This window comes from Roseovarius sp. TE539 (genome assembly GCF_003298505.1).
Lineage (GTDB): Bacteria > Pseudomonadota > Alphaproteobacteria > Rhodobacterales > Rhodobacteraceae > Roseovarius.
Genome location: NZ_QNGB01000011.1, coordinates 72980 through 88875, shown reverse-complemented (window position 1 = coordinate 88875; position 15896 = coordinate 72980). Strand labels below are relative to the sequence as shown.

General features: G+C 63.9%; 16 protein-coding genes. 7 read left to right on the top strand and 9 right to left on the bottom strand.

Annotation, left to right across the window (positions count from 1 at the left end; translation table 11 throughout):
* Positions 1 to 78 precede the first annotated feature (78 nt).
* Both DQW77_RS09085 and DQW77_RS09080 read left to right on the top strand, forming a co-directional pair.
* The gene (locus DQW77_RS09085; protein WP_113257895.1) at positions 79 to 828 is read left to right on the top strand and encodes a YebC/PmpR family DNA-binding transcriptional regulator; all 750 of its coding nucleotides are present in this window, start codon (positions 79 to 81) and stop codon (positions 826 to 828) included.
* A 227-nt stretch (positions 829 to 1055) separates the two neighbouring features.
* The gene (locus DQW77_RS09080; RefSeq protein ID WP_113257894.1) at positions 1056 to 1640 is read left to right on the top strand and encodes an HNH endonuclease; all 585 of its coding nucleotides are present in this window, start codon (positions 1056 to 1058) and stop codon (positions 1638 to 1640) included.
* Between the two features lie 137 nt (positions 1641 to 1777).
* Here DQW77_RS09080 and DQW77_RS09075 read toward each other — a convergent pair whose 3' ends face one another.
* The 4 genes from DQW77_RS09075 to DQW77_RS09065 all read right to left on the bottom strand — a co-directional run bounded on the left by DQW77_RS09075 (position 1778) and on the right by DQW77_RS09065 (position 5801).
* Positions 1778 to 2962, bottom strand: coding sequence for a VWA domain-containing protein (locus DQW77_RS09075; RefSeq protein WP_113257893.1), 1185 nt, complete (start codon positions 2960 to 2962; stop codon positions 1778 to 1780).
* A 4-nt stretch (positions 2963 to 2966) separates the two neighbouring features.
* Entirely contained in the window at positions 2967 to 3134 is a 168-nt protein-coding gene (locus DQW77_RS18195) for a hypothetical protein (protein ID WP_181711222.1), read from the bottom strand.
* A gap of 9 nt (positions 3135 to 3143) precedes the next feature.
* Positions 3144 to 4520, bottom strand: coding sequence for a DUF2927 domain-containing protein (locus tag DQW77_RS09070; protein WP_113257892.1), 1377 nt, complete (start codon positions 4518 to 4520; stop codon positions 3144 to 3146).
* Between the two features lie 441 nt (positions 4521 to 4961).
* On the bottom strand, positions 4962 to 5801 hold the full coding sequence (locus DQW77_RS09065; protein ID WP_113257891.1) for a MoxR family ATPase: 840 nt from the start codon (positions 5799 to 5801) through the stop codon (positions 4962 to 4964).
* A 160-nt stretch (positions 5802 to 5961) separates the two neighbouring features.
* Here DQW77_RS09065 and dksA point away from each other — a divergent pair, with 160 nt between their 5' ends.
* A complete protein-coding gene (gene dksA / locus DQW77_RS09060) occupies positions 5962 to 6417 on the top strand; it encodes an RNA polymerase-binding protein DksA (protein ID WP_113257890.1) in 456 nt (151 codons plus the stop codon).
* Between the two features lie 90 nt (positions 6418 to 6507).
* A complete protein-coding gene (locus DQW77_RS09055; protein ID WP_113257889.1) occupies positions 6508 to 7710 on the top strand; it encodes an FAD-dependent monooxygenase in 1203 nt (400 codons plus the stop codon).
* Here the strand turns inward: DQW77_RS09055 and DQW77_RS09050 are convergent.
* Positions 7683 to 8096: a Fur family transcriptional regulator gene (locus DQW77_RS09050; protein WP_113257939.1), complete on the bottom strand. Its 414-nt coding sequence runs from the start codon at positions 8094 to 8096 to the stop codon at positions 7683 to 7685. The two genes, DQW77_RS09055 and DQW77_RS09050, sit on opposite strands and share 28 nt — an antisense overlap.
* Positions 8097 to 8385: 289 nt before the next feature.
* Here DQW77_RS09050 and DQW77_RS09045 point away from each other — a divergent pair, with 289 nt between their 5' ends.
* From DQW77_RS09045 to DQW77_RS09035, 3 genes are all read left to right on the top strand, one after another.
* A complete protein-coding gene (locus tag DQW77_RS09045) occupies positions 8386 to 10932 on the top strand; it encodes a heavy metal translocating P-type ATPase (RefSeq protein ID WP_113257888.1) in 2547 nt (848 codons plus the stop codon).
* Positions 10929 to 11339, top strand: a complete 411-nt coding sequence (gene cueR, locus DQW77_RS09040) for a Cu(I)-responsive transcriptional regulator (protein ID WP_113257887.1) — start codon at positions 10929 to 10931, stop codon at positions 11337 to 11339. The genes DQW77_RS09045 and cueR overlap by 4 nt, the downstream gene beginning before the upstream one ends.
* A gap of 143 nt (positions 11340 to 11482) precedes the next feature.
* Complete coding sequence (locus tag DQW77_RS09035; RefSeq protein ID WP_113257886.1) at positions 11483 to 11749, top strand: hypothetical protein; 267 nt, start codon at positions 11483 to 11485, stop codon at positions 11747 to 11749.
* A 27-nt stretch (positions 11750 to 11776) separates the two neighbouring features.
* Here DQW77_RS09035 and DQW77_RS09030 read toward each other — a convergent pair whose 3' ends face one another.
* The 4 genes from DQW77_RS09030 to DQW77_RS09015 are packed head-to-tail and all read right to left on the bottom strand — an operon-like array spanning position 11777 to position 15891.
* Entirely contained in the window at positions 11777 to 12508 is a 732-nt protein-coding gene (locus DQW77_RS09030) for a ThuA domain-containing protein (RefSeq protein ID WP_113257885.1), read from the bottom strand.
* On the bottom strand, positions 12505 to 13374 hold the full coding sequence (locus tag DQW77_RS09025; RefSeq protein ID WP_113257884.1) for an NAD(P)-dependent oxidoreductase: 870 nt from the start codon (positions 13372 to 13374) through the stop codon (positions 12505 to 12507). The genes DQW77_RS09030 and DQW77_RS09025 overlap by 4 nt, the downstream gene beginning before the upstream one ends.
* Before the next feature lies 1 nt (position 13375).
* Positions 13376 to 14893 carry a sugar ABC transporter ATP-binding protein gene (locus tag DQW77_RS09020; protein ID WP_113257883.1) on the bottom strand — a complete coding sequence of 506 codons (1518 nt, stop codon included), beginning with the start codon at positions 14891 to 14893 and terminating at the stop codon, positions 13376 to 13378.
* The gene (locus DQW77_RS09015) at positions 14890 to 15891 is read right to left on the bottom strand and encodes an ABC transporter permease (protein ID WP_113257882.1); all 1002 of its coding nucleotides are present in this window, start codon (positions 15889 to 15891) and stop codon (positions 14890 to 14892) included. Before DQW77_RS09015 ends, DQW77_RS09020 begins: the two co-directional genes overlap by 4 nt.
* Positions 15892 to 15896 lie beyond the last annotated feature (5 nt).

The window sequence follows — 15896 nt, the reverse complement described above, 5'->3', positions numbered from 1 at the left end:
GAAGTCAAGCGGCTTGCGAGGCCCCCCATCTGTGCCATATAGAGGCCGCAAGCCGCAAACATTCAATCGGAGGATCCCATGGCAGGCCATTCCAAATGGGCCAATATCCAGCACCGCAAGGGCCGCCAGGACGCCGCACGTTCCAAGCTTTTCTCGAAACTTTCGAAGGAGATCACTGTCGCCGCCAAGATGGGCGATCCGGACCCGGAAAAGAATCCCCGGCTGCGACTGGCGGTGAAAGAAGCGAAATCGAACTCGGTGCCCAAGGATGTGATCGAACGGGCAATCAAGAAAAGCCAGGCGGGCGACGGCGAAGACTATGAGGAAATCCGCTACGAAGGCTACGGACCGGGCGGTGTGGCGGTGATCGTCGAGGCGATGACCGACAACCGGAACCGCACGGCTTCGAACGTGCGATCGACCTTTTCGAAGAACGGCGGCAATCTTGGTGAAACAGGCAGCGTCGCGTTCATGTTCGAGCGCAAGGGCGAGGTCAGCTACCCGGCCGAGGCGGGTGATGCCGACGCGGTGATGATGGCTGCGATCGAGGCCGGTGCCGAGGACGTGGAAAGCGGCGCCGACGGCCATGTCATCTGGTGTACGGATACCGATCTCAACGATGTGTCCAACGCACTGGAAGCCGAACTCGGTGAAAGCGAGGCGACCCGGCTGGTATGGAAGCCGACCACCACGACGGAGCTGGATCTTGAGGGCATGCAGAAGCTGATGAAACTGCTCGATGCCCTTGAGGATGACGACGACGTGCAGCGTGTCACCTCCAATTTCGAGGCCTCTGACGAGGTGATGGACCAACTCGCCGCGGAATGAGCGGGCCCCCTGACCGCCCTGGCCCGTGGCGGTTCACGTTTGGCCGGTGTTGTGGATAACTGTCACATGCCCGTCACGGAATCGTGCCAGTAACAACCCAAGATGTGCCGCGTGAACAAAGGGTTGTCAGTAGCAAAACACGAGATATAGTGGGGCAGAAAGAGGGGCGGACTGTCCCGCCCCGGAGGTCGGTGCGGCCGGCCTGACGGGCGGGGGCCGGAAAGACGATGGACGGAGATTTCAGAACCGAGTTCGTGCGCGATCCCGCGTCGATGAAACATCATCCGGCACTTGTCCTGAATGCCGATTATCGCCCGCTTTCCTATTACCCGTTGTCGCTTTGGAGCTGGCAGGACGCCGTGAAGGCCGCCTACCTTGAGCGTGTGGACATCGTCGCCGAGTACGATCAGACGGTTTCCAGTCCCAGCACCGAGATCCGCATCCCTTCGGTGATCGTGTTGCGCGACTATGTCAAACCGCAAATCCGCGTGGCATTCACGCGCTTCAACCTTTTCCTGCGTGACGAGTTCTCCTGCCAGTACTGCGGCTCGAAAGGGGATCTGACCTTCGACCACGTCGTGCCGCGCGCGGCGGGCGGTGTTACCAGCTGGGAAAACGTTGTGGCCGCCTGTAGCCGCTGCAACCTCAGGAAGGGGGCCAAGAGTCTGCGGAGGGCTGCGATGAGCCTGCGCAAACCGCCCCGGATGCCCGGTGCCGAGGAGCTGCGCAACCTGGGCCGGAAGTTTCCGCCGAACCATTTGCATGAAAGTTGGCTTGACTTCCTTTACTGGGACGTGGAGCTGGAAGCCTGACCGGGTGCGGACCGGCGCTTTTTGCCACCGGACGTCTTGAACGGGTCTTTCCCGTCCGCTGTAAAGCGGCACCTGTTGTTGCCCCGTGAATCGCCGCCATTCGGACTTCCGGCGGTCGCGGAATTCGTGGTGGCGAGCTACCGCACCAACTCGCGCATGCCGCGATCCAGACCCTCCAGCGTCATCGGCACCATCCGGCCCTCGAATATCCCCGAGATCATGGAAATGGAATGGGTATGTGGCCAGAACCTTTCCGGCACCGGATTGATCCACAGGTTGTCCGACCACTGTTCGCGGGCACGCGAGAGCCAGACTTGCCCGGCCTCGGGGTTCCAGTGTTCGTTGGCGCCACCGGCGTAGGCGATTTCGTAGGGGCTCATCGAGGCGTCGCCGACAAAGACGCATTTGTAATCCGCTCCGTAGGTCCGCAGCACCTCGTCGGTGGGTATGATCGCATCCCAACGGCGGCGATTGTCGCGCCACACCCCCTCGTAGAGGCAGTTGTGGAAATAATAGTACTCAAGATGCTTGAATTCGGCGCGCGCGGCGCTGAAAAGTTCCTCGACCACCTTGATGTGATCGTCCATCGACCCGCCGACATCGAGAAAGAGCAGGACCTTGACGGCGTTCCGCCGCTCGGGGCGGGTCTGCACATCAAGGTAGCCGTGCTCGGCCGTGGCCCGGATGGTGCCCTGAAGGTCCAGTTCTTCCTCGGCACCGTCGCGAACCCATTGGCGCAGGCGTTTCAGCGCGACCTTGATGTTGCGGGTTCCCAGCTCGACGCTGTCGTCGAAATTTCGGAATTCGCGCTTGTCCCATACCTTGACGGCGCGGCGGTGGCGGGACCGGTCCTGCCCGATACGCACCCCCTCCGGATTGTAGCCGTGGGCGCCGAAGGGAGAGGTGCCAGCGGTGCCGATCCATTTGTTGCCGCCCTGATGACGGCCTTGCTGTTCGCGGAGGCGCTCGCGCAGCGTCTCCATCAGCTTGTCGAAGCCGCCAAGGGCCTCGATTTCTGCCTTTTCCTCGGGCGTGAGGTGCTTTTCGGCCATTTTTTCAAGCCAGTCAGCGGGCAGGTCCACCGCGTCGAGCACCTGTTCGGCGGTGATCGACTCGAGCCCGGAAAAGCTGTTGGCAAAGGCGCGATCAAAGCGGTCGATATGGCGTTCGTCCTTCACCATCGCACTGCGTGCAAGGTAGTAGAAGCCGTCGACATCATAGGTCACCAGGCCGGCCGACATGGCATCTAGGAAGGTCAGGTATTCGCGCAGGCTGACCGGCACGCCGGCCCGCCGAAGGTTATCGAAGAAAGGAAGGAACACGACCTCAGACCGCTGAACGGTGTATGATCAGGGTAACGAAAAGGCCCGCCAGCGTGAAGATTAGCGCGTAGACAAAGGCGTAGAGCGCGATGTCGGCGGGACGGCCCTTGCGCCGCCAGGCCTGCCAGGCCCCGAGTGCGGCGCCCAGGACGGTGCCGGAAATGATGATCATGCGTGTCCTCTACCCGTCGGTGCGGTCCTTGAGCGGATTGAGGGCCGAAACCTCGCGCATCTTGGCGCGGACGGCCCAGTCCGCCCCGTAGCCGTAACGCGCCCACCCGAGACTGTCCAGTCGCACCGCACGGGCCTCGGCGCTGCGACCGGTCAATTCCAGGGCTTCGGCGCGCAGCATCATGAGCGTGGCCAGAAGTGCCGCGTTCTCGTGGCGTTCGGCGACCGCCAGATGCGGTTGCAGAAGCATCAGTGCGACGTCCCCTTTTCCACGGGCGATGGCGCGCGCGGCCAGCTGTGAAGCGGCATGGGCACGGTGCAGTTCGGTGCCCGGCGTCTGGCGGTAGTAGCTGTCGGCGGCAGCGAAATGGGCCTGGGCCGCCTTCGGATCCGCGCTCTGGATCAGCCGTCCGAGTGCATAGTGGCTGAATGCCCGGCGATGATCTGTCCAGCCAACGGTGCGTGCGATGCGCAACGCTGTCGTGGCTGCACTGCGGCGTTGCAGCGCCGCGGTCCCCGGTCCGAGAGCTGTCTGAATCGCGCGTATCCACGCGCGCGGGGTGTCAGTCACAGCTCGGGAGGGGCGGTTGTTTCCGGCCGGGTTCAGCCGCGACAGGATGCCCGGCAGTCGTGCCTCCACCTCGCGCCGGTTCATGCCGTTGCGCAGTTCCGGCGCGTAATAGGCGCGCAGGACCAACATGTCGAAGCCGGTGAGCACGGTATGCACGTTGTCGTCATTGAAGACGCTGTCGGGAAGGCGATAAAGATCGTTGAGCGGCCCGAGCGCCTGGGCCAGTTCTTCGTGCAGGCAGTCGCGGACCTCCTGCGGCGCGGCATCGCTTGGAACGAAGATCGCAAGTGTCTCGCGGCGTGTCAGGCGGCTCCAGCTGGTCTTGCGGCTGCGGCGGGCGCGATCATATTCGGAAAGGCTGGTGATGTTGGGCACAACGAAGCAGGCAGCCTGCGGCAGATGACGGCGAATCTCGGCTCTCGGCACTGCCTGGATGGTAATGTTGGCGGGTCCGGCCCCCGCGCCGACATGGGTAATGTCGATCCGGGCCTCACGGCGCAAACGCAAAAGCAAGCGATTGAGATCGGGCACCAGCGACGGCGGCGGTGCGCCGGTGACGCGCACGGTGACCGGTTCCTCGAAACGTGTGAACGTCTTGAGCGGGCGGCCCGATTCCAGCTCCATGCTCAGTTCGATGAAATCACGCGCGATATCGCGGTTGGACCGCCGCGGCGGCACCGGGCGCGGCGCCGGGAATGATTTCATCGGTGGCATCGCACTGTCGACCTGGGTCGCGGCCCGCGAGGGCAGCTCCCCCGAGGTGCCGGGTACACAGGCCCCGAGCATGAGGCACAAAGGCAGGACTAGGTTGCGCACGCTCCCCCCGAAACTGAATCTCCGACCATGCCCTTCGTCGTGCACCGGAGGATCGATTCCGGCTCCGGTTCGGGGCGACGGCCAATCTCGCCGTCCACCCTGTCCACGGTAAGGAGAGTTTTGGGCGAAACTGGGGCCGAGTCGTTGCGCCCGTCGCACATCTTGCGGAAGTTGCGATTCATGTTTCGAAAACAGGGATATGGCCGCAGTCCTTCGATGGCGAATCAGGATAGGGCCGTTGAAGCCCGACGATCAGGTCCACAGCTTGCACGCTGAGCGCCGGTTTGAGAAGGGCCGGATACCGGTCGGCGGCCCGGGCGTGGAACACCGGCTGACACGGCTTTCCAGGTGGCTGACCCTGACCCGGATGCAAAATGCCTGCCACATCGAGTGCTTCGCGGCGCGGCCGGAACCCGTTTCGCGCCGCAATCGACGCCGTGCCTACCGTCGGCCGCGGGCCATGAACGCCAGGCGTTCGAACAAATGAACGTCCTGTTCGTTCTTGAGCAACGCGCCATGCAGACGGGGCAGGGCGTCGGCCCCGTCGCGCTTGAGGTCTTCCGGGCCGAGATCCTCGGCCAGGATCAGCTTGAGCCAGTCAAGCACCTCGGAGGTCGAAGGCTTCTTCTTGAGGCCCTGTTGGTCGCGCAGCTCGTAGAATTGCGTGAGGGCGGTGGTCAGCAGCTCATTCTTGATGCCGGGATGGTGAACCTCGACGATGCGTTCCATCGTTTCAGGGTCGGGGAACCGAATATAATGGAAAAAGCAGCGGCGCAGGAACGCGTCCGGCAGTTCCTTCTCGTTGTTGGACGTGATGATGACCACCGGGCGATGCCGGGCGCGGATCGTCTCGCCGGTTTCATAGACGTGGAATTCCATCCGGTCGAGCTCCTGCAGCAGGTCGTTGGGAAACTCGATATCGGCCTTGTCGATCTCGTCGATGAGCAGAACCACCTTGCGGTCCGTGGAGAAAGCCTGCCAGAGCTTGCCGGGGCGAATGTAGTTGGCCACGTCGTGCACCCGCTCGTCGCCAAGCTGGCTGTCGCGCAGGCGTGAAACGGCGTCGTATTCGTAAAGGCCCTGATGGGCGCGGGTGGTGGATTTGATGTTCCACTCCACGATCTCCAGCCCGAGCCCCGATGCCACCTGACGGGCCAGTTCGGTCTTGCCGGTTCCGGGCTCTCCCTTGACCAGCAGGGGACGTTCCAGCGTCACCGCGGCATTGACCGCCACCATCAGATCGTCAGTGGCGACGTAAGACTCGGTCCCTTCGAATTTCATGTTTTTTCAGTCCTTTTCGGGAAGTTTCCTGTGCGTGTCGACGGGCAACCTAACGACTGCCCGCAAACGCTTCAATGTCGTGTGATTGGCTAGTGACAATCCGTAAGGGTTGGAGTATTGCCCGCAACACGACAGGTGCCAGTTGTCTGAGGAGACTGCAATGACAGACGTTGGCCCGGACAAGGGAGCTGACATGAAAGCCCAGGTATTTCTTCCCGAAGATTACCAGCCGGTAGAAGACGAACCATTCATGAACGAGCGCCAGACGGAATACTTCCGCCGCAAGCTCATCAAGTGGCGGGAGGATATCCTCGCCAGCAGCCGTGACACCATCGAGGGACTTCAGGACGGGACCCGCGCAATCCCCGACGTGGCCGACCGCGCGAGCGAGGAAACCGACCGGGCGCTTGAATTGCGGACCCGGGACCGGCAGCGCAAGCTGGTTGCGAAGATCGAAGCGGCGCTGCGGCGGATCGAGGAAGGTGAGTACGGCTACTGTGAAGTGACCGGTGAACCCATCAGCCTCAAGCGCCTGGACGCACGGCCGATCGCCACGATGAGCCTCGAGGCGCAGGAGCGTCACGAGCGCCGCGAGAAGGTTCATCGCGACGATTGAGCGTGCCGGATCGAAGCATGGATCCGAGGCGACGCCGGGGCCGTGATGCGCCCCGGCGTTTTTATCTGTATGATCTTCTGACAGGAGGGTATTCCGGTGAAGGGTCTCAGGACACTGGTGGTCGGTGCCGGCATCGGCGGGCTGTCGGTGGCGCGCGCGCTGGCGCTGCGTGGCGCCGATGTAACGCTTCTGGAGCAGGCGGAAGCCATCACCGAGGTCGGTGCCGGTCTGCAAATCAGCCCCAACGGCTTTGCGGTGCTGGAAGCGATGGGTCTCGGGGAGCGGCTGCGCGCCGTTTCGGTGCCTGCTCGGGCTGTATCTTTGCGGGATTACCGCGGCGGTGAAGTCCTCAGGCTGGACCTTTCGCGTCTTGAGCGGCAGGAGTATCATTTCGTGCATCGCGCCGACTTGATAGACCTCCTGGCAGAGGGTGCGCGCGAGGCCGGGGTTCGGATCCGCCTGCTGCAGAAGGTGTCATCCGTGGAGCCGGGGCCACCTGCGCGGGTGCGCATGAGCAGCGGTGCCGAACTTGGCGCCGACCTGATTGTCGGGGCGGACGGGCTGCATTCGGTCCTGCGGCCGGTCCTGAACGGGCCGGCGGAGCCGTTTTTCACCGGTCAGGTGGCATGGCGGGCCGTGATTCCCAATGTTGACGGTGCTGGCGCCGAGGCGCGGGTGCATATGGGGCCGTACCGCCATATGGTCAGTTATCCTTTGCGTGACGGTCGATTCCTGAACCTGGTCGCAGTGCAGGAACGTGCCGCCTGGGCGGCCGAAAGCTGGAGCCAGAAGGATGATCCGCTGGCCCTGCGGGCAGCCTTTGCGGATTTCGGACCGGAGGCGCGGCGGATGCTGGATGCGGTGACCGAGGTGGGTCTGTGGGGATTGTTCCGGCACCCCGTGGCGCGTTGTTGGCACGCGGGTGGTGCGGGGTTGCTGGGCGATGCGGCGCATCCCACGCTGCCCTTCATGGCACAAGGTGCGTCCATGGCCCTTGAGGATGCTTGGGTTCTGGCCGAAAGCGTTGCGTCTTCCGGAAGCGTGGCAACCGGACTCGATACGTATCAGCTCCGGCGTGCGACGCGTGCGCGCAAGGTGGTGGATGCCGCCAGTGGGAACGCTTGGAAATATCACCTGTCCTTCGGGCCATTGCGCCGCGCCGCGCACGCGATGCTAAGGCTGGGCGGGGCAGTGGCCCCCGAGCGGATGATGGCCCGCTACGCCTGGTTATATGATCATGACGTCACCGGCGGCGCCGTTCTTGCTCAGCCCTTGGAAAGCGGGACACCGTAGAGTTCCATCTTGTGGCCGACGAGCTTGTAGCCGAGCTTGCGCGCGATACGTTCCTGAAGGGCCTCGATTTCAGGGTCGACGAATTCGATAACTTCGCCGGTGTGAAGGTCGATCAGGTGATCATGATGCTCGCGCTCGGCATCCTCGTAACGGGCGCGGCCGTCGCCGAATTCCAGTTTGTCGAGGATGCCGGCCTCCTCGAACAGCTTGACGGTCCGGTAAACGGTGGCGATGGAAATGCGCGGGTCCCGCCGGGAAGCGCGGGCGTGAAGCTCGTCGACGTCCGGGTGGTCATCGCAATCCTGGAGCACGGTCGCGATGGTGCGCCTTTGTTCCGTCATGCGCAGTCCCTGGGCTTCGCAGCGGTCTAGGATCGTATCGGGCATCGGCGGCCTCATGGCGTTTGTCGCGGCGATGAATCGCAGCAGCCATACCTTTTTCATCGCGGCGATGCCACTCTTTTGCCGTCGCGCCGGGCGTGTGTCCAGCATGCGTGTGATGGCTGTGCCGGATAACGGACGGCCGCGGGTCCGGCCCCTGTCCCCGGGGAAATTCAGCGAATGGACTCCATGCCGCTTCAAGCGGGGATCCCGACCGGTTGATTTCAGTGCAGGCCTTGACCTTCCAGTTGCTGGAAGCATTAACTGACGGGTAGAGTCAGGAAAGGGCCGCGCCATGACCACCACAGAGACCCGACTGGAATTTTCCATCGACGGGATGTCCTGCGCATCATGCGTGGGGCGGGCCGAAAGGGCACTCGCTGCTATACCGGGTGTCAGCGAGGTCTCCGTCAACCTTGCGAACGAGACCGTGCGGCTGCGGCTTTCGCAGCCCGCTGATACCGTTCAGGTGGCTGCGGCGCTTGACGAGGCTGGCTATCCCGCCCGGCGAGGGGCTGTCACGCTGGCTGTCCACGAAATGTCGTGCGCCACCTGTGTGGGACGTGTCGAGCAGGCGCTGAAGGCCGTGCCCGGGGTTCTGGAGGCCGAGGTCAACCTGGCCGCAGAAACCGCCCGCGCCACGGTCCTGGAAGGCGCGGTGCGGGACAGTGACTTGCTGACCGCAGTAGGAAACGCCGGATACAGCGCCGAGCCTGTGCGGCAGGGGGCCGCCGTGGAGCCCGGTGAGCGCAAGCAACAGGAGGCCCGCAAACAATCCCGCCGGGCGATCCTGGCCCTGGCGCTGGCCCTGCCGGTCGTGGTGCTGGAAATGGGTGGGCACATGGTGCCGGCCCTTCATGCCCTTGTCAAAGAGACGATCGGACAGCAGGTGAGCTGGGTGGTGCAGTTCGTTCTGACCACCCTCGTGCTGTTCTGGCCCGGACGTGAATTTTACCTCAGGGGTGTGCCCGCCCTGTTCAAGGGGGCGCCGGACATGAACAGCCTCGTTGCGGTGGGCACGGCGGCGGCCTATCTCTACTCGGTGATCGCGACCTTCGCGCCGGGGCTGCTGCCCGAGGGGGTGCGGGCGGTGTATTTCGAAGCAGCGGCAGTGATCGTGCTGCTGATTCTGGTGGGTCGGTGGCTGGAGGCGCGTGCCAAGGGCCGCACCGGCGAGGCCATCCGCGGGTTGCTGTCCATGCAGGCGCGCGATGCGCGTGTGTTGCGCGATGGCAGCCCTGTGGACGTGCCGGTGAACAGCGTCGCCGAGGGGGACGTGCTTCTGGTGCGGCCGGGCGAACGCATTCCCGTCGACGGCGCAGTGATGGAAGGCGAAAGCCATGTCGACGAGAGCATGATCACCGGAGAGCCCGAGCCTGCCGGCAAGGCCGCGGGCGACGCGGTGACGGGTGGCACGGTCAATGGCAGCGGCAGCCTGACCATGCGGGCAACCAGGGTGGGCGTTGATACAACACTCTCCCAGATCATTCGCATGGTCGAGGAGGCGCAGGGGGCGCGGCTTCCGGTGCAGGCGTTGGTTGACAAGGTGACACTTTGGTTCGTGCCGGCGGTCATGGCGGCGGCGGCACTCACGGTTGTGGCCTGGCTGTTGCTGGCGCCCGGTCCGGCGCTGACGCTTGCTCTCGTCGCGGGCGTTTCGGTGTTGATCATCGCCTGTCCCTGCGCGATGGGCCTGGCCACACCGACCTCGATCATGGTCGGTACGGGGCGGGCGGCCGGGATGGGCGTTCTGTTTCGCAAGGGTGATGCGCTGCAACGCCTTTCGGATGTGTCGGTCGTGGCTTTCGACAAGACCGGCACATTGACAGCGGGCCGCCCCGAGTTGACCGACCTGGTGATCGTTGAGGGCCATGACCGAACCGAGGTGCTGAACCTCGTCGCCGCGGCCGAGAGCGCGTCTGAGCATCCTATCGCAAAGGCGATCGAGCGGGCGGCCGCCGCGGAGGGGCTGCAGCCGCCGCGCGCCGAAAGGTTCCAAAGCATCACCGGTCAGGGTCTCAAGGCCGAGGTGGACGGACGCCGGGTGCTCATCGGTTCGGAGCGTCTCATGGAAGGTGAAGGCATTGATACGGAATCCTTGGCTAAGGACGGCAATGCGCTGGCCGGGCAGGGCCGCACAGCGCTTTTCGCCGCGGTCGACGGACAGCTGGCGGCACTTCTGGCCGTGGCCGACCCCCTCAAGCCGGATGCCGTGGCGGCATTGCGGGCGCTGCATGACAAGGGCCTGCGTGTGGCGATGATAACCGGCGACCGAAGGGAGACCGCGGACGCGATCGCTGCCGAGGCGGGAATAGACCACGTCGTTGCCGGGGTGATGCCCGACGGCAAGGTCACGGCTCTTGACGAATTGCGCCGCAAGGCCGGGGGCGAGGTGGCCTTCGTCGGAGACGGGCTCAACGATGCCCCGGCGCTGGCCCACGCGGATGCGGGTATCGCTATCGGCACCGGCACCGACGTTGCGATTGAAACCGCGGATGTGGTCCTGATGTCCGGCGAGCTGCGTGGCGTGGTTGATGCGATCGAGGTGTCGAGGGCGACGATGCGCAATATCCGCCAGAATCTGTTCTGGGCCTTCGGGTACAACGTGGCCCTCATCCCCGTGGCGGCAGGGGTGCTTTACCCTTGGTTCGGGCTGCTTTTGTCGCCGGTTCTGGCGGCGGGGGCGATGGCGCTGTCATCCGTTTTCGTGCTGAGCAACGCGCTGCGGCTGCGGCGGTTGCGGCGGCAGACGGTGGATACCGGGCCGGGAGGCGGTGGCACGGTCCTCTCGGAAGCCCGGGCCAAAGCGGGTGGTCCGGCCCCGCGGGAGGCGCGCGCATGAGAATCGGGGATGTGGCACGCCGGTCCGGGCTTCCGGCCAAGACAATTCGCTATTACGAGGATATCGGGCTGATGTCGTCGGGCCGTGATGCCAACGGATACCGCAGGTTTTCCGAGGCGGATCTGCACAAGTTGGCATTTCTGGGTCGGGCCCGGTCTCTCGGGTTCAGCATAGAAGATTGCCGGGAGTTGCTGCGCCTCTATGATGACCACACCCGCGCGAGCGGCGACGTCAAGCGTATCGCCGAGGGTCATCTGGCGCGAATCGACGCAAAGCTCGAGGAACTGGGCGAGATGCGCCGTACGCTGGCGCACCTTGTATCGGCCTGTGCGGGGGACGACCGCCCCGATTGCCCGATCCTGTCGGATCTTGCCGCGGCGCCGGCCCCGCCCGCGGGCAGGGAATGAGCGGATGGCGGACAAAGACGATGCTCCGTGCCTGTGAAAGCACGCCCGGATCATGCGGCGGCGAGCGCCTTCGGAAGCGCGGCGCGCTGCGGGCAGGAGCGGAAATGGACGCGGGCAACCGCGCGTAAGCGAGGAGACCTGCCATGTTGGCACTGGCACGGCTTGTTGTCATCGGGTTCGTGGTGCTTTCGGTGCTCTACGTGGTCTTGTCGCTGTGGTCCCGTTCGGTGCGGCGCCGCAAGCTGCTCAGGCAATGGGAAGAGGCCGGGCGCCCGGGAGATCGCGAGCGCTTTGTCGAGGAAGGGCTTGCGGAATACGACGATTCGATCCGCCGCAAGCTGATCCTCGGGGTCTACGTGGTGCCGGTCTGCATCGTGGTGGCGATCATCTATTTCACCAATTTCCACTGAAACGGCGGGGCTTTCCGGGGCACCGTTTCAGGCGGTGACCGGGGCGCCGGCAACCGCCTTGCCCTGCGCGGCCCAGATCGCGCCGCGGCGGATGATCTCGGTCACCTGCGGTTTCCGAAGGTCGTCCAGCTCATGCCCGATGGAGCAGTAGAAGACGCGGCCCCTGTCCCACCGGCGTTTCCAGACCACCGGGATCACCGTGCCCTCGATCCACCACAGGTGATCGCCCGAGAAGGTGGTGGTGGCCAGTACCTCGTTCGAGGGATCCACCAGCATGTAATACTGCTCGGACGTGAGGCGGAAGCTGCGGATGCCCCGCACGATCGGGTCGTCGGGCCGGCAGATCGTCACGTCATAGTCGATATAATCCTCGCGCGGCTGCAGGTTGTCGGGCCAGCCCGGCGGGTGGGCCACGAACTGCCCGCCGATCAGGAAGTGATAGGTGGGCCGGTCGCGGAACGCGTCCCCCATGTGGCCGTGCCAGCCGGCCAGCCCGCAGCCATTGCCGACGAGTTCCAGCAACCCGTCCTCCTGGGCCTTCGTCATGTTGCCGAATTCCTCCTGGTGACCCGAGCGGGCCGAGGACCAGATCGGCGTGATCAGGTCGAGATCGGCCAGGTCGCCGGGACGCTCCAGCGGTGTCAGCGTTTCGTGGACATCGACGGTGAACCCGTTTGCCTCCAGCAGGGCCTTGTACCAATCCGCGAAATCGGTGGGAGTGTGGCCTTCCCAGCCGCCCACGAAAAGTGCTGCCTTCATTTGTTTGCCTCTCGCATGAATGTCAGGATCGCGGCCATGTCGCGCGCCGCGTAACTTTGCGCCTCGGCCTGCCTGAGCGTGTCGAGCGTGACATGCCCCTGTGGCATCGCCACGCCCAGTTTCCCGGCTAGGTCCGCCGTCACCTCCATGTCCTTGCGCGCGAGGGCCACGGTGAAGGTGACGTCATGCGCGCTCTCGTTCAGATAGAGCGGGCGGCGGTATTTCAGCATCGGCGCGCAGGCCGCGGAGGCCTCGATCGCGTCGAAGGCGTCCCCGGGCATGATGTCCGCTGCCTCGGCGAGGGTCATCGCCTCGGCGAGCGTCTGGTTGATGCCGTGGATCAGTGAATTGACGGCAAGCTTCATCACCGCCCCGGCCCCGGTCTGCCCGAGACAGATGGTCTTTTTCCCCATGGCCTCGAAGAGCGGCATCAGCGGCTCTGCGGTGTCTTCGTCGCAGCCCGCCATGATCATCAGCTGCCCGGCCTCGGCCGCCTGCGTGGCCCCTGATACCGGTGCGTCGATCACCCTCGCCCCCGGGGGCGAGGCGGCGGCGAGGGCGCGGATATGATCGGGGCTCATGGTGCCCATCTCCACGAACCAGCGCGCGCCGCTGCCGGAAAAGAGCCCGTCCGCGCCCATGTGCACCGCCTCGGACGAGGAATCGTCGGCCAGCATGGTGATGACCGCCTCGGCCCCGGCGGTCAGCATCGCCGGCGTTTGTGCCATGCCGCACCCGGTTTCATGGGAGAGGGCCACCGCCTTTTCGGCGGAACGGTTCCAGACCGTCACTTCGTGGCCCGCATGCATCAGGTTGCGCGCCATGTGGGCGCCCATGCGCCCCAGCCCCGCGACACCCACACGCATGTCAGGCCGCCCCCTGCTCCGGTGTGATGCCCGATATGGCCTGCACGAGATTGTCCTCGGTCACTTCGTCGGATGTGAAGGTGCGGGTGATCCGGCCATGGAACATCGCGATGATTCGGTCCGAGACATGCAGCACCTCGGGCATTTCCGAGCTAATGACGATCACGGCATAGCCCTGACCGGCCAGTTCGCGGATCAGCTTGTGGATTTCGGATTTAGAACCGACGTCGATCCCCCTGGTGGGTTCGTCAACGATCAGGACCCGGGGGTGCATCGACAGCCATTTGCCGATGACGATCTTTTGCTGATTGCCCCCGGAGAGGTTGCCCACCAGTTGCTTCCAGCCCGGCGTCTTGATCTCGAGCTTGTCGCGATACTGATCGAAGATCGCGACCTCGGCGCCGTCACTGACAAAGGGTCCGGCTGTCATGTCATCGACCTGCGGCAAAGTCATGTTGTCGCGGCAGTTCATGCCCAGAACCAGGCCCTGGCCTTTGCGGTCCTCCGGAACAAGCGATATGCCGGCGCCGATCGCGTCGATCGGTGAATGTATTGTCGTTTCCTTGCCGTCCAGAAGGATGGTCCCGGCAGTGGGATCGCGCAACCCGAACAGCGTTTCCGCGATTTCGGTCCGGCCTGCGCCCACCAGCCCGTAGAAACCGACGACCTCGCCCTCCCGGACCTGAAAACTGATGTCCTGGTAGAGATTGCCGCAGGAAAGGTTGCGCACCTCCAGGGCGACCGCGCCGAGTTCGCCGTGCTGGACATTGCGCGAAAGATCGAGGCTGCGGCCGATCATCAGTTGAGTGACCTCGTCCTCGTTGGTGTCCGCGGTTTCCAGTGTCCCGCGGTACTGCCCGTCCCTCAGAACGCTGACCCGGTCTGAGATGCGAAAGATCTCCTCCATCCGGTGCGAGATGTAGACGATGCCCACACCGCGGCTCTTGAGATCCTCGATGACCTCGAAGAGCACCGATTTCTCGGCGTCCGTGAGTGACGCGGTCGGTTCGTCGAAGATCACGGCCTTGGCGTCCACAGTCAGGGCGCGGGCGATCTCGACCATCTGCTTGTTCGCGATCGAAAGGTCGCCGACCAGATCCTTCGGGCCAAAGCCCACGTTGAGCCGTTTCAGGATTTCATCGGTGTCGGCATGGAGCTTGCTCCAATCCACCCGTCCGAAGGATTTGCGCGGCAGCTCGCCCAGGTACACATTCTCCGCCACCGGCAGTTCGTCGGCGAGACTGAGTTCCTGATGGATGAACACCACGCCCTTGGCCTTGGCGTCGAGCGGGGAATTCATCACCGTCGGCTGCTCCTCGATGAAGATCTGCCCCTCGTTGGGCTGATGGATTCCGCCCAGGACCTTCATCAGTGTGGATTTCCCGGCACCGTTCTCGCCCATCAACGCATGCACCTCTCCGGGCATGACGGTGAAGGAAACGCCGTCGAGGGCGCGCACCCCGGGAAAGGTCTTGACGATATTCTCGAGGCGCAGGGCCGGTATCTGTTCGGTGCTCATATCTTCAGCTCCTCTTCGCCCTTGCGGTTCAGTTGCCGGTCCAGATAGAGGACCGCAATCAGGATCGAGCCGATGACCAGGTTGACCATCGCCGTATCCGCGCCGATGAAACCGAGGCCCTTGCGCATCAGCTGAATGGCCAGGATACCGCCGACCGTGGCGATGATCGACCCGCGCCCGCCGGTCAGCTTGGTGCCCCCCAGAACCACGGCAGTGATGATCCACAATTCGTAAAGCATCCCGTCATTGGGATTCACGGATCCCGATTCCGAATAGAAGGTGATCGAACTGAGCGCGGCAAGAAACCCGATCAGCACGTAGTTCCAGACCATGTGGGGCCCGACCTTGATACCGGCATTGACCGCGGCCTCGCGGTTGTCGCCGATGGCATAGGCATTGCGGCCGTGGACCGTCCTGTTCATGATCCACCACACGACGGCGATGCAGACGGCGAAAACAAGGATTGGCAACGGAATGCCCAGAGGGGCGGATTCGGCGATGTCGACCATTGTCCAGTTGAGGTGGAAGGTCGGCTGTTCACCGTTATACATGAAGACCAGTCCGCGAAAGCCCAGCATCGCTCCCAGCGTGACGATGAACGCGTCGACCCCCGTCTTCCAGACGATCAGCCCGTTGATGAGGCCCATCAGCATGCCGGTCAGCAATGCAAGCCCCCACGCGAACGGGATCGCCCAGTCCCCCAGCGGCGCGAGGATCGGCCAGGTCATCGAATCGAGCATCACGATCGCGCAGAGCGCGAAAGTTGCCCCGACCGACAGGTCGATATTGCCGTTAATCATGACTATCGTCATGCCGAGCGCGATGATCCCCAGCGGCGCCGACTGCTTGAGCAGCAGGATCATGTTGTCGGGTGCGAGGAAGGCCGTTTCGGTCATCGACATGTATTCACCGGCAATGCCGAAGAAAATCAGTTCGAGCACGATGAAGCCCCAGATCGCGCCTTCCTTGGCGTGGTTCTTGAGTACGCTTTTCTGCATTGTCT

Bases quoted from the DNA above. Each gene is read 5' to 3' on its own strand.
- DQW77_RS09085 (WP_113257895.1), top strand. From the start codon at position 79: ATGGCAGGCCATTCCAAATGGGCCAATATCCAGCACCGCAAGGGCCGC.
- DQW77_RS09080 (WP_113257894.1), top strand. From the start codon at position 1,056: ATGGACGGAGATTTCAGAACCGAGTTCGTGCGCGATCCCGCGTCGATG.
- DQW77_RS18195 (WP_181711222.1), bottom strand. From the start codon at position 3,134: ATGATCATCATTTCCGGCACCGTCCTGGGCGCCGCACTCGGGGCCTGG.
- DQW77_RS09065 (WP_113257891.1), bottom strand. From the start codon at position 5,801: ATGAAATTCGAAGGGACCGAGTCTTACGTCGCCACTGACGATCTGATG.
- dksA (WP_113257890.1), top strand. From the start codon at position 5,962: ATGACAGACGTTGGCCCGGACAAGGGAGCTGACATGAAAGCCCAGGTA.
- DQW77_RS09050 (WP_113257939.1), bottom strand. From the start codon at position 8,096: ATGCCCGATACGATCCTAGACCGCTGCGAAGCCCAGGGACTGCGCATG.
- DQW77_RS09045 (WP_113257888.1), top strand. From the start codon at position 8,386: ATGACCACCACAGAGACCCGACTGGAATTTTCCATCGACGGGATGTCC.
- cueR (WP_113257887.1), top strand. From the start codon at position 10,929: ATGAGAATCGGGGATGTGGCACGCCGGTCCGGGCTTCCGGCCAAGACA.
- DQW77_RS09035 (WP_113257886.1), top strand. From the start codon at position 11,483: ATGTTGGCACTGGCACGGCTTGTTGTCATCGGGTTCGTGGTGCTTTCG.
- DQW77_RS09030 (WP_113257885.1), bottom strand. From the start codon at position 12,508: ATGAAGGCAGCACTTTTCGTGGGCGGCTGGGAAGGCCACACTCCCACC.
- DQW77_RS09025 (WP_113257884.1), bottom strand. From the start codon at position 13,374: ATGCGTGTGGGTGTCGCGGGGCTGGGGCGCATGGGCGCCCACATGGCG.
- DQW77_RS09020 (WP_113257883.1), bottom strand. From the start codon at position 14,893: ATGAGCACCGAACAGATACCGGCCCTGCGCCTCGAGAATATCGTCAAG.
- DQW77_RS09015 (WP_113257882.1), bottom strand. From the start codon at position 15,891: ATGCAGAAAAGCGTACTCAAGAACCACGCCAAGGAAGGCGCGATCTGG.